General features: G+C 71.0%; 12 protein-coding genes. 1 reads left to right on the forward strand and 11 read right to left on the reverse strand.

Going from position 1 to position 15,073, the window contains the following annotated elements; genetic code table 11:
- Positions 1–18: 18 nt before the first annotated feature.
- The 4 genes from PGN14_RS10050 to PGN14_RS10065 form a co-directional block, all read right to left on the reverse strand.
- On the reverse strand, positions 19–966 hold the full coding sequence (locus tag PGN14_RS10050) for a hypothetical protein (protein WP_335299378.1): 948 nt from the start codon (positions 964–966) through the stop codon (positions 19–21).
- 357 nt (positions 967–1,323) lie between these two features.
- Positions 1,324–2,115, reverse strand: coding sequence for a LysR family transcriptional regulator (locus PGN14_RS10055; protein WP_335299379.1), 792 nt, complete (start codon positions 2,113–2,115; stop codon positions 1,324–1,326).
- Positions 2,112–2,510 carry a Co2+/Mg2+ efflux protein ApaG gene (gene apaG / locus PGN14_RS10060; RefSeq protein ID WP_443019496.1) on the reverse strand — a complete coding sequence of 133 codons (399 nt, stop codon included), beginning with the start codon at positions 2,508–2,510 and terminating at the stop codon, positions 2,112–2,114. Before apaG ends, PGN14_RS10055 begins: the two co-directional genes overlap by 4 nt.
- A gap of 8 nt (positions 2,511–2,518) precedes the next feature.
- Positions 2,519–3,724, reverse strand: a complete 1,206-nt coding sequence (locus PGN14_RS10065; RefSeq protein WP_335299381.1) for a trans-sulfuration enzyme family protein — start codon at positions 3,722–3,724, stop codon at positions 2,519–2,521.
- A gap of 169 nt (positions 3,725–3,893) precedes the next feature.
- Between PGN14_RS10065 and PGN14_RS10070 the strand changes: the two genes are divergently transcribed.
- A complete protein-coding gene (locus PGN14_RS10070; protein ID WP_335299382.1) occupies positions 3,894–5,120 on the forward strand; it encodes a glycosyltransferase family 39 protein in 1,227 nt (408 codons plus the stop codon).
- 40 nt (positions 5,121–5,160) lie between these two features.
- Here the strand turns inward: PGN14_RS10070 and PGN14_RS10075 are convergent, their stop codons facing one another.
- The 7 genes from PGN14_RS10075 to uvrC all read right to left on the reverse strand — a co-directional run bounded on the left by PGN14_RS10075 (position 5,161) and on the right by uvrC (position 14,984).
- Positions 5,161–6,264: a glycosyltransferase family 2 protein gene (locus PGN14_RS10075; RefSeq protein WP_335299383.1), complete on the reverse strand. Its 1,104-nt coding sequence runs from the start codon at positions 6,262–6,264 to the stop codon at positions 5,161–5,163.
- Positions 6,265–6,373: 109 nt separating this feature from the next.
- Positions 6,374–7,420 (reverse strand): 3-isopropylmalate dehydrogenase, encoded by a 1,047-nt coding sequence (gene leuB / locus PGN14_RS10080; protein ID WP_335299384.1) that lies wholly within the window; start codon positions 7,418–7,420, stop codon positions 6,374–6,376.
- A 29-nt stretch (positions 7,421–7,449) separates the two neighbouring features.
- Positions 7,450–8,181 (reverse strand): DNA repair protein RecO, encoded by a 732-nt coding sequence (gene recO / locus PGN14_RS10085; RefSeq protein ID WP_335299385.1) that lies wholly within the window; start codon positions 8,179–8,181, stop codon positions 7,450–7,452.
- Between the two features lie 141 nt (positions 8,182–8,322).
- Positions 8,323–9,201, reverse strand: coding sequence for a GNAT family N-acetyltransferase (locus tag PGN14_RS10090; protein WP_335299386.1), 879 nt, complete (start codon positions 9,199–9,201; stop codon positions 8,323–8,325).
- The gene (locus PGN14_RS10095) at positions 9,198–10,151 is read right to left on the reverse strand and encodes a polysaccharide deacetylase (protein ID WP_335299387.1); all 954 of its coding nucleotides are present in this window, start codon (positions 10,149–10,151) and stop codon (positions 9,198–9,200) included. Before PGN14_RS10095 ends, PGN14_RS10090 begins: the two co-directional genes overlap by 4 nt.
- Positions 10,152–10,195: 44 nt before the next feature.
- The gene (locus tag PGN14_RS10100; protein WP_335299388.1) at positions 10,196–12,991 is read right to left on the reverse strand and encodes a DUF3857 domain-containing protein; all 2,796 of its coding nucleotides are present in this window, start codon (positions 12,989–12,991) and stop codon (positions 10,196–10,198) included.
- A 73-nt stretch (positions 12,992–13,064) separates the two neighbouring features.
- Entirely contained in the window at positions 13,065–14,984 is a 1,920-nt protein-coding gene (gene uvrC, locus PGN14_RS10105) for an excinuclease ABC subunit UvrC (RefSeq protein WP_335299389.1), read from the reverse strand.
- Positions 14,985–15,073 lie beyond the last annotated feature (89 nt).

Raw genomic sequence — 15,073 nt, forward strand, 5'->3', positions numbered from 1 at the left:
CCCAATCGGCGAACGCGGTCAGGGTTCCGCGATCACCGCCGGTTTCTCGGGCTTGATCCACCAGGCGGTCAGCACGAACAGCACCAGATTGGTCCCCTGCGTCAGCGCCGCGCCCGCCACCAGCAACCCCGCCATCGCATCGCGCGGCACCGTCAGCCCCCCGCTCATCTGCAATCCGGCGGCCATGAACAGCAGATCGCGATTGGGGATGAACGGCAGCCGCGCGATCACCAGCTGCGCGGTCAGGAAGCTGAGCCAGGTCGTCCAATGCTCGCCCGGCAGCACGATCACCCATTGCACCACCTGGATCGTCAGATTGACGATCGTGCGCGCGACATGGATGCCGAACACCTGCCCCGCGACGCGCCCGCTGACCGACAGGATCGCATGGCGGAAGCGCAGCAGCAGCGGCAATGTCAGGCTGCCGCACAGCACCACCGCCAGCATCACGCCCCAGCTGCTGTCGAGCCACGACGCGATCCGCCCCGTGGGCGCCCGCGCGATGAAGGTGACGATCAGCACGCCGGCCGCCGCCGCGCCCGCCAGCGACGACAGGATCGCATTGTCCTTCACCGCCAGCAGCAGCGTGCGCGAATCAATCCCCAGCCGCGACTTGGCCCAGCTATAGAGATAGAAATCGCCCGAATAATCGACCAGCACCGCGTTGACGATGCGCTTGCGGATCATCACCGGCAGCGCGCCGGGGATTTTCTGCCCCAGCAGCAACCGGAAGATCGGCAGCTCGCTGACCGGCAGCACCATGAAATTGACGAAGAACAGGATGTAGAACCACGGGTTCGCCGGCAACGACCGCAGCACCTCCGCCCAGCCGATCGCGCGCAGCTGAAGCAGCAGGATCGCGACGATCGCGACGAAGAAAAGGATACGGGCGACCCGCCCGATGCGCTTCGCACCGGGGGTCTGCGCCCACGCCTGGACGCGCGCGATCAGCGGAGCGAGCGTCATACCCTCCCCACCGTCACCCCGGGCTTGACCCGGGGTCCCGCTTTCTTCGCGAGGGTGGAGAAGAAGCGGGACCCCGGGTCAAGCCCGGGGTGACGAGAAGGCAGGATGCCCGCCCCCATCGCCCCGTCACCCCGGACTTGTTCCGGGGTCCAGGGTTCCGCGCACCCCACCAACGGGAGGCGCGCGTCACCCCGCATACCGGCACGAACCCGGCACGACGGCCGCACCGTGTTCCGGCGCACGCCGGAACCCAGGGTTCCGCGCGCAACCATCCGTTGGCGACCCAAACCCTGGGCTCCTGCCTGCGCAGGAGCACGGGGACGGGCAAGGCACCCGTTCGTCATCCCTAGCCCGCCCCTAGCCCGCCAGCGCCTCGACCAGCGCCTGCACCTTCTTCTGGCGCCATTGCGGCGTCGGTGCGACCAGCCAGTATCCCAGTCGCGACGGCTCGGGCGCGCCCAGCAGCACGACGCGGCCCTCGGCAATGTCGCGCGCCGCCAGCAGCTCGGGCACGGTCGCGCGTCCCAGCCCGGCCGCGGCGGCGTCGATCGCCAGCCCCGCATCGCCGACACGGATCAGCGCGGCGGCATCGGCCCCCGGCGCCCCCGGCCACAGGATGACCGTGTCCGCACCGCCGCCGGGACGCTCCACCGTCACCAGCCCCTCGCTCTCGATCGCCTCGCCCTCGATCCCGCCCGGCCCCTCGCCCCAGCGGATCGCGAGATCGAGGTTCGCCTCGGTGAAATCGACCGCCTCGTCCGCGGTCACCAATGCGAAGCGGATGTCGCTGTCCGCCGCCGACACCTCGGCCAGCCGCGGCAGCAGCCACTTCTCGATCACGTCGCGCGGCGCCGCGATCGTCAGCGACTTGGACGATTGCCCCGCCTGCATCGCGCGCACCGCTTCCTCGAACTCCAGGAAGCCCTGCCGCAGCGGCGCCAGCCCCGCCTCGCCCTCGGGCGTCAGCTCCAGCCCCTTGGTGGTACGGCGAAAGAGGACGACGCCCAGCGTATCCTCCAGCGCGCGGATCTGCTGCCCGACCGCAGCGGGCGTCACCGCCAGCTCGTCCGCGGCGCGCGTGAACGACAGATGCCGTGCCGCCGCATCCAGCACGCGCAGTCCGTTCAGCGGCAGGTGCGTGCGCTTCACTGGACCCCCGCGGGCGCGGCCAGCGCGAACTTGGGGATGGCGACGTCGAACGTCCGCCCGTCCTCCGCGATCATGCGATAGCTGCCCTGCATCGATCCGGTCGGCGTCGCCAGCGGGCAGCCGGAGACATAATCGTAGCTGGCGCCCGGCGCGATCAGCGGCTGTTCGCCGACCACGCCCTCGCCCTCCACCGTGTGGCGCGCGCCGCGCCCGTCGGTGATGATCCAGTGGCGGGTCAGCAGCTGCACCGCGCCCGCGCCCTCGTTCTCGATACGGATATGATAGGCCCAGAACCAGCGTCCGCGCGCCGGCTCCGACTGTTCGGGCAGATAGCTGACCGAGACGCGCACCGTCACCGCGCCCGTCGTCTCGGCATCGGGGAACAGCGCCTCGATCATCGCCGCTACAGCCCCACCGCGGTCAGCGCGCGGTCGAGGTCGTCGATCAGGTCGGCGGGATCCTCCAGCCCGACGTTGAGCCGCAACAGCCCCTCGGTCACGCCCATCTCCGCACGCGCCTCGGGCGCGACACCGTAATGCGTGGTGGAGGCCGGATGCGTCATCAGCGAGCGCGAGTCGCCGATGTTGTTGCTGATGTCGATCAACTCCAGCGCGTTGAGCAGCGCCTGCGCCTGCGCGCGGTCCGCCACCTCGAACGCGAAGATCGGACCGGCGGCCTCCATCTGCGACATGGCGAGGTTATGCTGCGGGTGGCTGGCAAGCCCGGGGTGCAGGATACGCGGCACGCGCGTCTCCAGGAAGCGCCCGACCGCCACCGCATTCTCCGACTGGCGGCGGATGCGCAGGTCCAGCGTCTCCAGCCCCTTCAGCACCACCCAAGCGTTGAACGCGCTCAGCGTCGGCCCGGTGTTGCGCGTGAACGGCAGCAGCGTGTTGAGGATGAAATCCTCCGTCCCGCACACCGCGCCGGCCAGCACGCGGCCCTGCCCATCCATCATCTTGGTCGCGGAATAAGCGGTCACGTCCGCACCGAATTCCATCGGCCGCTGCAACGCGGGCGTGGCGAAGGCATTGTCGACCACGCTGGTGATCCCGCGCTCACGCGCGATCGCGCAGACGGCGCGCAGATCGACCACGTCCATCGTCGGATTGGCCGGCGTCTCGAAGAAGAACACCTTCGTATTGGGCTTCACCGCATCCTGGAACGCCTGCGGATCGCGCGCGTCCACCGTCGTGGTCGCGATGCCGAACTTCGGCAGCAAAGTATCGACCAGCCAGCGGCACGATCCGAACGCGGCGCGCCCTGCGACGACATGGTCGCCCTGCTGCAACTGGCACAACAGCACCGCGGTCATCGCCGCCATGCCGGTCGCCATGGTGCGGCACGCCTCCGCTCCCTCCAGCAGCGCGATACGCTGCTCCAGCATCTCCACGGTCGGGTTCTGGAGTCGGGAATAGGTCATCCCCTGCTGCTCGCCCGCGAAGCGCGCCGCGGCATCCTCCGCCCGGTCGTAGCTGTAGCCGGAGGTGAGGAACAAGGCCTCCGACGTCTCGCCATATTCCGATCGCGCGGTGCCGCCGCGGACCGCCAGCGTCGCGGGACGCCAGTGTTGCGTGATCGATCGGTCCTGTCCGGTGCGCCGCTTCATGCGCGCCGCTTTGCCCCCCGGCGCCATTTGATACAAGGGGGCGGATGGCCGTGCAGAAGAAGCGGGACCCCGGGTCAAGCCCGGGGTGACGACAAGGGGAACCCTCACCCCGGGCTTGACCCGGGGTCCCGCTTTCTATCCTCCGCCGCTTCGGATACGCCCGGCTGCCATGCCGACCGTCACCCGTCACCCCGCGATCCTCGGCCTCCTGATCGCGCTGGCGGTCTGGCCACTGTTCCTCTTCCGCCTCGCCGTCCCGCACATGATCGTGTTCGACGAGGTGCATTACGTCGCCGCCGCGCGTGCGCTGATCGCGCTGTCGATGCCAGTCAATATCGAGCATCCGCTGCTCGCCAAGGAACTGATCGCCGCCTCCATGCTGGCGTTCGGCGATACGCCGTTCGGCTGGCGCTTCGCCTCCACGATCGCGGGCGCGGCGACGGTGGCGGGGGCGTTCGCGCTGGCGCAGGTGATGACCGGACGGGTCCGCGCGGGCGTGCTGGCGGCGGTGCTGACGCTGCTGGGCTTCACCGTCTATATCCAGGCACGGATCGCGATGCTGGACACGTTCATGCTCGCCTTCCTGATCTGGGCGATCGTGCTGCTGGCGGCGAGCATGCGCAGCGGCAGCTGGACGCGCTGGACCGCGGGCGCGGTGCTGCTGGGGCTGGCGACCGCGTGCAAATGGGCCGCCGCGCCCTATGTTGCCGCGGCCGGCGTCGCCTTCCTGGTGCTGCGCCGCGGGCGCGCGGATCGCTGGCCGGGGATGCACCCCGTGCTTGCGCTGGCGCTGCTGGGGGGCGTGTCGGTCGCGGTCTATTTCCTCACCTTCCTGCCCGCCTTCTTCTACGCGCACGACGCGCTGACGCTGCGCGGGCTGCTGCCGTTCCAGTATGAGATGTACCAGCGCCAGACGCAGGGGCTGCCGCCGCACACCTATCAGTCGAACTGGTGGACGTGGCCGCTGCTGATCCGCCCGATCTGGTATCTGTACGAACCCGCCGACGGCGCGCAGCGCGGCATCCTGCTGATCGGCAATCCGGCGGTGATGTGGGGCGGGCTGGTCGCGGTCGCGGCATGCTTCGCGGGCTGGGTGAAGACCGGCGCGGCGCGGCTGCTGGCACCGGCGATGCTGTGGACCTTCGCGGTCGGCATCTTCGCGGTGATCCCCAAGTCGCTGGGCTTCTATTATTATTACTATCCCGCCAGCGTGTTCGTTGCGATCGCGGCCGCGGTGGCGCTGGACGAATGGCGCGGCGACATCAGGCGCTGGGTGGAGGCGTATCTGCTGCTCGCCGTCGCGCTGGCGCTGTATTTCCTCCCGGTGCTCTCCGCACAGGCGCTGGCGCATGCCGGCGCGTTCAGCCGCTGGACGTGGTTCGCGAGCTGGGTCTAGCCGCTCCCGTCACCCCGGCCTTGACCCGGGATGACGCGGATCAGCGATACCGCCCCCAGGTGAACCGCGACGACAGCGCGTAATTCCACACCGCCCCCACCGCGACGCCCAGCATCGCGGAGGCCGCCCACGCGCCCTGCCGCACGTCGTGCAGGAACGCCGCGACCCCCACGTTCGCCACCGCACCCACCGAACAGACGAGGCAGAAGGCGACCCACCCGTCCAGCAGCGCGCGCGCGCCCTTCAACCGCCGGTCGCGATAGGTCAGCGCGTTGTTGAGGAAGAAGTTGAACGTCATCGCCACCAGCGTCGCCGCGATCGTGCCCGCCAGGAACGACCAGCCGGCGACGACGTAGGTCAACACCAGCACCGCCATGTGCACGCCCGCGCCCAGCGCCCCGATCGCGGAGAACATCGCGAACCGTACCGGCACGATCCGCCCGACCTTCCGGTCGTACAGCGCGATCAGATATTCCAGCGCCACGACATGGTCGAGCTTGCTCTCCCCCACCGTGCGCACGCGAAAGGTATAGGGCAGTTCGATCGCGTTCAGCGGTCGCGGACTGGCGCTCATGATGTCGAGCAGGATCTTGAACCCGATCCCGCCCAGCCCCGGCACCAGATCGCGCAACGTCGCGGTGCGGATCATGAAGAAGCCGCTCATCGGATCGCTGAGGTCGGAGCGCAGCACCATCCCCGCCAGCCGCGTCGCGAAAGCGGACTTGGCGACGCGGTCGCTGTCCCACTCGCCGGTCCCGCCGCCCGCGACGAAGCGCGATCCGACCGCCAGGTCCAGCGCCGCATCCGCCTGCAACGCCGCCGCCATCTTCGGCAGCAGCGTCTCGTCATGTTGCAGGTCGCCATCCATCACCGCCACCAGCGGCGCGGCGGTCGCGCACATCCCCTCGATGCACGCGGTCGACAGCCCGCGCCGCCCGATGCGCTGGATCACGCGCACCCGCGGATCGACCCGCGCCAGTTCGCGCGCGGCCTCGGCGGTGCCGTCCGGGCTGTCGTCGTCGACGAAGATCGCCTCCCACGCCCAGCCCGCCAGCGCGGCATCGAGCCGCGCGACGACGGTCGCGACATTGCCGCGCTCGTTGAACGTCGGGATGACGACCGCGAGGTCGAGGGGGCGGGTCATCAGCAACTCACCCTCACCCTTCCGGCGCTGCGCGCCTCCCTCCCTCTCCCAATGGGAGAGGGAAGGGGCCCATCGGCGCAGCCGATGGGAAGGGTGAGGGTGACCAGCATCACAGCGCCGCCAGCACCGCATCCCCCATCACCCGCGTCGACGCTTCACCGCCCAGATCCGGCGTCCGCACCCCGCTCCGCAAGGCCGCGGCCACCGCCGCCTCGATCCGGTCCGCCGGCGCCGCCATGTCGAGCGAGTGACGCAGCATCATCGCCGCCGACAGGATCGCCGCGCACGGATTGGCCTTCCCCTGCCCGGCGATATCGGGCGCGGAACCGTGGATCGGTTCGTACAAGCCCTTGCCCTGCGCATCCAGCGACGCCGAGGGCAGCATCCCGATCGAGCCGACGCACATGCTCGCTTGGTCCGACAATATGTCGCCGAACAGATTGCCGGTCACGATCGTGTCGAACGCGCCCGGGTTGCGCACCAGCTGCATCGCGGCATTGTCGACGTACATGTGCGTCAGTTCGACCTGTGGGTAGTCCGCCGCCACCTCGATCACCACGTCGCGCCACAGCTGCGACGTCTCCAGCACGTTCGCCTTGTCGACCGAACACAGCTTGCCACGCCGCTTCGCCGCGGTCTGGAAGCCGATATGCGCGATGCGGCGCACCTCCGCCTCGTCATAGCGCATCAGGTCGTGGCCCTCGCGCAGGCCGGCGTCGGTGGTGCGGCGCCCCTTCTCGCCGAAATAGACGTCGCCGTTCAGCTCGCGCACGATCACCAGATCGATCGCGCCCGCGATCTCCGGCTTCAGCGTGCTGGCCTCCTCCAGCCCGGCGAAGATCTTCGCGGGGCGCAGGTTCGCGAACGTCGCCAGATGCTTGCGCAGCCCAAGGATGGCCTGTTCGGGGCGCAGGTGCCGCTCCAGCGCGTCGCACGCCGGATCGCCCACCGCGCCGAACAGGATCGCGTCGGCGCGTTTGGCGAGGTCCAGCGTCGCGTCGGGCAGCGGATGGCCGTGCGCGTGATAGGCCGCGCCGCCCACCGGCGCCTCCTCGAACGCCAGCCCCAGGTCGAGCGTGTCGAGCACGCGGCGCGCCTCGCGCGTCACTTCGGGGCCGATGCCGTCGCCGGGCAGAATCGCGATCAGGTTCGTCATGGCCGCAGCGCATGGCGCGCCGCGCGTCGTTACGCAACCGCGCGCTGCAACCGCGCCACCAGCCGCTCGCGCGCCGCCAGCACGTCGCGCCGCCGGTCGGTCAGCACGTCGCGCGCCAGGAAATGCCCGGTGATCGCCAGCGCCGCAAGCGCCTCCTCGCCGGATGCCGCACCCCCGACGGTCAGGAAGGCCGGCAGCGCGAACAGCCGCGCCTCATATCCCGCCGCCGCGCCGCGGCTCACCGCGCCGCCGCTCTTGGGGCTGACGAAGGCGAGGTCGTCGGTCGCCCCGGTCGCGACACAGGCGGTCAAGTCCAGCCCGAACCCCAGCTCCGCCAGCAGCAGCAATTCGTACCGCGCCAGCGCCGCCGCCCAGCCGCGCGCGGACGGCGCCGCCTCGACCGCGTCGAGCACGCCCGACAGCGCATCGTGGAGCCGCGGATAGGGCTGCGCCTCAGGCAGCGCCGCCGCGGTCAGCGCGGTCGCCCAGTCCAGCGCCGCGGCGGGCAGCGCCTCGGCATGCAGCGGCGCGCGGCTGTGGACCAGCTCGACGGTCAGCGCGGGCAGCTGTTCGTCGTTCCGCGCGCGCCACTCGCCGCGCACCAGATTGGCCGGCTGCAACACCGGGCGCAACCGCCGCGCATGCCCGCCGCGGACATAGCCCGCACGTACCCCGTCGTCGCGGGTCAGCGCGCGCACCACCGCGCCATGCTCGCCATGCGCGCGAACCGACAGGACGATGGCATCGGCGATCAGGTGCATCGCGGCGGGTGATACACGCGCCGCCCCCGTTCGTCCCGCCCCCATCCGTCGCCCCAGCGCAGGCTGGGGCCTCCCGCGGCGCCTGCCCGCCTCCGTCGCCAGAGATGCCAGCCTGCGCTGGCATGACGTCCGGCGCGTCGCCTACCGCCGCACTCGCGCCGCCAACGCCCGCGCCACCGGCACCCGCTTCGCCGCGGTCACCGCGTTATCGAACCCGCGCACCACCCCCAGCGCCGCGCGATTCGCCCATGTCCGCCGCAGCACCACCACGTCGCGGCACGCCACCCCGCCGCTCGCCAGCGTGCGCTTGTGCTGCCCCTCGCCCTCGGTGAAGTCGAACCGCGCCAATCGATCACCGAACAGGTCGCCCAGCGCCGCCTCCATCAGCACCGCGCCGGGCGACAGCGCCGCGAACGCCGGATCGTGCCCGACATGGTCGTACCGCCACGCGGATCCTTGCGCGGTACACCATAGATACGCCGCCGGCGCGTCGCACACGAACAGCAGCCAGCCGCGCGCGCCATCCCCCGCCGCGGCCTGCGCCACCGCCGCCGGATCGGCCGGCAACGCCGCCCCCAGCAACCGTTCCTGATAGGTGGTCGCCGCCACCGCGCGCGCCGGCGGGTGGAACGCGGCCATCTCGTCCGCGGTGCGATAGCGGCGGATGTCGATCCGGCCGCCGCCGGCCGCCGCCAGCCTCTTCGCCTTGCGCTTCATCGTCGCGCGGGTCGCGGCGGACAGGCCCGCCCGCCACGCCGCCTCCCCCGCGGCCAGATCAACATAATACCGCATGTAGCGCTGCCGCACCCACGCCAGCCCCGGCGCCTCCAGCGCCACCGCCGCGGGCAGCGAGGTCACATGCCAGCCGTCCGCGCCGTCCAGCGCGGGCAGCACCGGCGCCCCGCCCGCCAGCGCCTCGTCCAGCGACAGCCCGACGCGCACCAGCCGCCGCGGGATCGTCGCCAGCGTCCGCGCGCCGACCTGCAACGCCAGCGCCCGGGATTTGGGGGGATGCGTCACGCCGCGCGCTCCGCGACCAGCGTCGACCACGCCTGTTCCACCTGCCGCCAGTGCCGCCGCATCGCGCTGGGCGGCAGCGGCCGGTCGGCGCGATCGAGCGGCAGGTCCGGGCGCTCCGCAAAGTGCCGCGTCGGCAGCACGTCGGCGCGTGCCGCCAGCATCGCGCACAGCGCGTCGAAGCGGCGGACATGGACGCGGTTGGGCGCGGTGCCGGCACGATTGGCGAGTTCGAAGCTGTGGCTGACGATCGTTACCGCGGCATGGTCGTGCGCCACCGCATGGTCCAGCGCGGCACGCATCTCGGCGGCCGACAGCGCGCAGATCTGAAGGTTGCGATAGCTGCCCGGGCGATCCTCGATCACCGTCACCGGCACCTCCACCAATCCCCGCCGCGCCACCGGCGCGATCTGTCCCGGCGGCAAGCCGATCGCGCTCGGCCACGGCGCGTGCGCGCCATTGTGGCTGCTGTCGTAGCGGATGCCGAGCATCGCCAGCGCCGACAGCGTATCGTCGTTCGCGGCATAGCTGCCGGCGCGGAACGCGACCGGTGCGGGCGCGCCCGCCGCGGCCAGCAGCGCGATCGCCTTCGCCAGCAGCGCGCCTTGCGCGTCGCGCGAATGGTCGATCAGCTCGAACCGCCCGTGGCGTGCGCCGCGGTCGCCGGGACAGGCCCCGACCCAATTGGGGTGGAGATGCAGCTGCACCTCCTGCCCCGCGGCCAGGATCGGCGCGACGATACGCTCGATCGCCGCCGCGCCATAGACCAGCGCCGGCATCGGATCGACGAAGAAGCACGCCTTCAACCCGTGCCGCGCCAGCACCTCCAGCTGCCACGCCAGCCCCACGCCCGCGGGCTCGATCGACCGCGCCCCGATCGCGGGCAGCGCCAGTCCGGCGGCATGATGCCCCCAGCGGAACTCGGTATCGATCGTCAGGAACACGGCGGGCATGATGCCCGTCCGTGTACCGACAAGAGGTAAGGGCTTCGTTGCCGCTATTCGGTCACGCCGAAGCGCCGGAACTCGGTCGCCACCTGCGGGTCCATCAGCGTCGCCGCCGCCACGTCGGCCGCGCCTTCCGCCTGCCGCCCGGCGCGCCGCCGCGCCAGCCCGCGCAGGTACAGCGTGCCCGCGCTTTGCGGCATCAGCTCGATCGCGGCGTCGAGGTCCGCCAGCGCCTCCTCGATCTTCCCCATCCGCAGATAGGCGAGACCACGGCTGTCGAGCGCCGCCGCCGGACTGTCGCTCAGCTCGATCGAGCGCGTGCAATCCTTCAGCGCGCTGTCGAGCATGACATTGCCCAGCCCCTTCACCCAGCAGCGCGAGTTGAGCAGGTTGGGATCGCCCGGCCGCTCGACGATCGCGGCGTCGACCAGCGCGACGCCCTCGGCCGGCTTGGCCTCCAGCGCCAGCAGTTCGGCCCGCTCCACCACCGCGCCGAACCGGTCGCGATCGCCGCGCGCGATCCGTTCGTCCAGCAGCGCATAGGCGGCGGCGCGGTCGCCGGTGCGCGCCCTGGCGTTGGCCAGCCCGATCAGCGCGCCGTCGTTATCGGGTTCCAGCGCGCGCGCCGCCTCGTAATCGGCGATCGCCTCGCGCGGCTTGCCCGCCTTGGTGAACAGCGCGGCACGGCGCAGCCGCAGCTCGACCGAATCCTTCAGGTCGATCGCGCGCGTCAGGTCGGCAACCGCGCCGGTCACGTCATAGATGCCGGAGCGGAACGAGGCGCGGCTGATATAGCCCGTCTCCTCCTTCGGATCGCGCGCGATCGCCGCCGCGAACGCCTGTTCCAGCCTGGCGAAGCGGCCGTCCTTGCGCGCGGCGACCACCTGCTCGACCCGCGTCGGCACCTGCACCGGCGCCAGCACGCGCAGCGCGTCCGCCTTGGCCTGTGCATAGCGCGCGCGCTCGCCCGCCAGCGCGGCGGGCGCGATCTCCGCCCCCACCGCATCGACGCGATCCTCGATCGTCAGCGTCGCACCGGTCAGCGCCACGGTCCGGCGCACCTGCCGCCCGGCGAGGGTCGCGGGCAGCGTGCGCGCGCCTTCCAGCTCGAACCCCGCGCCACCGTCCGGCAGGGTCATCACGGTGCGATAGGCGGTGCTGCCGGGCATGCCCGTCGCCACGGGCAGCTCGCGCCAGGCCTGCCGCGCACGGTCGGGGGCGAAATCCATCGCGCCCACCGCGCGATCGACGATGCGGCGATAGCGCCGGTTCTGCCGCCACCAGCCGGTGCTGGCGATCCCGCTGCCGGTGATGACGACGGTCGCGGTGACCGGATCGTAGCGCAGCGCCTCGGCGGAGAATTGCGCCTCCCCCGCCTCCGACGCGATCATCTGGTCCAGCCATTCGCGCTTCTGCTCGGCATCGGCCTGGTTGGCGAGCGTCGCGATCATCTCCGCCCCGCGCCCGCGCAGCGTGATCCTGGCGTCGAACGTCGCCGGGAAATCCAGCCCGGCGCGCTGGTCCCACGTCAGCTCGACGATCCGCTCGGGGCGGGCATCGGCGCGCTGCGGCAGCGTCTCCAGCCCGGTGCCCGCGGTGCGCAGCGGCAGCACGGAATGGAACGGCGGCACGTCGCGGATGTCGTCCAGCCGCGCGCCCAGCCCGGTGCCGTCCAGCCACAAGGTCTCGCCCGCCACCGTCGCCCGCACGAGGATATGGTCGAACGCCGCCGCCGACGGCAGCCGCGCGGTCACCAGCCCGCCGGTCTGGACGCTGGCGATCGCGGGTTCCGCCTCCACCCCCAGCGCATGCAGCATCGCCAGCAGCAGCAGCGTCTTCGCCTTGCAGTCGCCGTAGCGCAATTCCCACGTCGTCGCGGGCGGCTGCGGGGTCAGCCCGCCGCCGTCCATCGCCACCGCCAGATAGCGGATCTTGCCCTGCACCAGTTCCAGTGCCCGTTGCGCGCGCCGCAGCGGGTCGCTCTCCGCCGCCGCGATCGCCTTCACCTCGCCGTCCAGCGGGCTGCCCGGCGCGATCAGTCCCGCGGTCGCATACAGCGGCGCCATGGTGCGCGACACGTCGGCCCAGTCGGCAAACGACGCCGCCTCTAGCACCGGCAGCCGCACCAGCCGCGTCGGCAGGTCGTCGGGCATGTCGGTCGGCTTGGGCAGCGGCAGCGCGGCGGTCACCTCGTGCATCCCGTCCAGGTCGCGCTCGCTGGTGGTCAGCCCCTCGCCATAGCCCTTCCACCGCACCGCCTCCGCTTTGGGCCACAACAGCCGCGAGCGCGCGAAGCCGGCGCGGAACGGCGCGGGCGGGGTCGGCACCGTCGCGGTGGTATGGCCGCCCAGCGCCTTGTCGCTCTGACCGATCGTGAACGACACGCGCAGCACGTCGCCCAGTTGCAGCCCGGCCACCGGCAGCGTCGCGGTCATCATCCCGGTCAGGACGTTCTGCTCCATCTGCTGTTCGCGACGGATCGCGGTGAAGCGCTGCCCGCCCGCCAGCAGGTCGATCACCTTGCCGGCGCGCAGGATCTCGACGCGATGCACCGTCAGGTCGCCGCGATCGGGCATCCAGGGGATCGACACATTGCCGAGCTGCGTCAGCAATTGCTCGGTCGCGACGCGCGTCGCGGCATCGACATAGGTGTCGGTGGTCGCACCCGACAGCCGCGCCTGCGTGTCCATCAGCACGATCACCGGCGCATCCGCCGCCAGTTGCGCCGGCGCGATCGCGGGCGCGGGCGTCACCCACGCCGCGGCCGGCGCATAGCGTACCGTGTCCGACGCATGCGCGCCCGCCGCGCTCGCCAGCAATGCGAAAAACAACGGCGCTCGCCGCATCGATCATTCCCCCCGGATATGTCCCCGGGGAGCACCCTAGCGAGCGTCGCGGTCGCGCGAAAGCGCGCGCCGGTCACCGCGCGTGATAGAAATCGTACACCTGCTGCGCCACCGCCGCCGACACGCCCGGCGCCTTGCGCAGATCCTCAAGGCTCGCGTTGCGCACCGCGCGTCCCGTTCCGAAATGCATCAGCAGCGCCTTCTTGCGCGCCGGGCCGATGCCCGGCACCTCGTCCAGCGGGCTGGCGCCGATCGCCTTCGCGCGCTTCGCCCGGTGCGCGCCGATCGCGAAGCGGTGCACCTCGTCGCGCAGCCGCTGGAGATAGAACAGCACCGGCGCATTGACCGGCAGCGTGATCTCGCGCCCGTCCATCAGGTGGAACACCTCGCGCCCCTCGCGTCCGTGGTGCGGTCCCTTGGCGACGCCGACCAGGCACACGTCCTCGATCCCCAGATCCTCCAGCACCGCCTTGGCCGCGTTCAGCTGCCCGCGCCCGCCGTCCAGCAGCACCAGGTCGGGCCACGCGCCGCCGTCGCGATCCGGATCCTCCTCCAGCGCGCGCGCGAAGCGCCGCGTCAGCACCTCGCGCATCATCGCGAAATCGTCGTCGGTCGCGGCCTGTTTGATGTTGAACTTGCGATACTGGCCCTTGCGGAACCCCTCCGGCCCCGCAACCACCATCGCGCCCAGCGCATGGGCGCCCTGGATATGGCTGTTGTCATAGACCTCGATCCGGTCCGGCGCGTCGGGCAGTTCAAACAATTCGGCGACCTCGCGGTGCAATTTCGCCTGCGTCGTGCTCTCCGCCAGCCGCCGCTCGACCGCCTCCCTCGCGTTGCGCGTTGCCTGGTCCAGCAGGCGGCGGCGCACGCCGCGCTGCGGCACGGTCAGCTCCACCTTGCGCCCCGCCTGCTCGCCCAGCGCCTGCGCCAGCACCTCCGCTTCGGGCAGCACGCGGTCGATGAAGACGGTCCGCGCCGGCGGCACCTCGTCATAGAATTGCATCAGGAACAGCTGGAGCACCTCCTCCTCCGGCACATCGGCGGTGTGCGCGGGGAAGAAGCTGCGATGCCCCCAATTCTGCCCGCCGCGGATGAAGAAGGCCTCGATCGCGATCAGTCCCTCATGCGCCGCCAGCGCGAAGATGTCGGCGTCGCCCACCCCTTCGGCGTTGATGAACTGCGTCCCCTGCACGAAGGTCAGCGCTTTCAGCCGGTCGCGCAGCACCACCGCCAGCTCGAAATCCATCGCGTCGGACGCCGCCTGCATCTGCGCGCCCAGCTTCGCCTGCACGTCGGTCGCCTTGCCGGCGAGGAACTTCTTCGCATCCCCCACCAGCTCGGCATAGCCCGCCGCGTCGATCCGCCCGACGCACGGCGCGGAGCAGCGCTTGATCTGGTACAGCAGGCACGGCCGGTCGCGCGTCTTGAAGAAGCCATCGGTACACGACCGCAGCAGGAACAGCTTCTGGAGCGCGTTCAGCGTATTGTTGACGCTCCCCGCACTCGCGAACGGCCCGTAATAATCGCCCTTTGCGCGCCGCGCGCCGCGATGCTTCTGGATCCGCGGAAAGTCGTGGTCCGCCCGCAACAGGATGAACGGAAAGCTCTTATCGTCGCGCAACAGCACGTTGTACGCCGGGCGATAGCGCTTGATCAGCTGCGCCTCCAGCAGCAGCGCCTCCGCCTCGTTGTTGGTGGTGACGATCGTCATCGACCGCGTCAGCGACACCATCCGCTGCAACCGCTTCGACAGGCGATCGACCTGGACGTAATTGCCGACACGATTCTTCAGCGCGCGCGCCTTGCCGACGTACAGGACGTCGCCCTTGGCATCCTGCATCCGGTACACGCCCGGCTTCATCGGCAGCGTCTTCAGCACGTTGCGGATCGCCGCCACGCCCCCCTCCAGGTCGGGCGTATCGGCGCCGCGCACGGTGTAAGTGGCGGTTTCCTCGTTGAAGCGGTCGGGGGGGCCGTAGCTGCCGGTCATCGTCCGCGATCTAGGAAGCGCGGGAGTCGCGGGCAACCGGCTTGCGGAGATACGAGGACAGCGCTATATCCCGCTCGCTTTCTCTTACA

It is taken from the genome of Sphingomonas adhaesiva (assembly GCF_036946305.1).
GTDB lineage: Bacteria > Pseudomonadota > Alphaproteobacteria > Sphingomonadales > Sphingomonadaceae > Sphingomonas > Sphingomonas adhaesiva_B.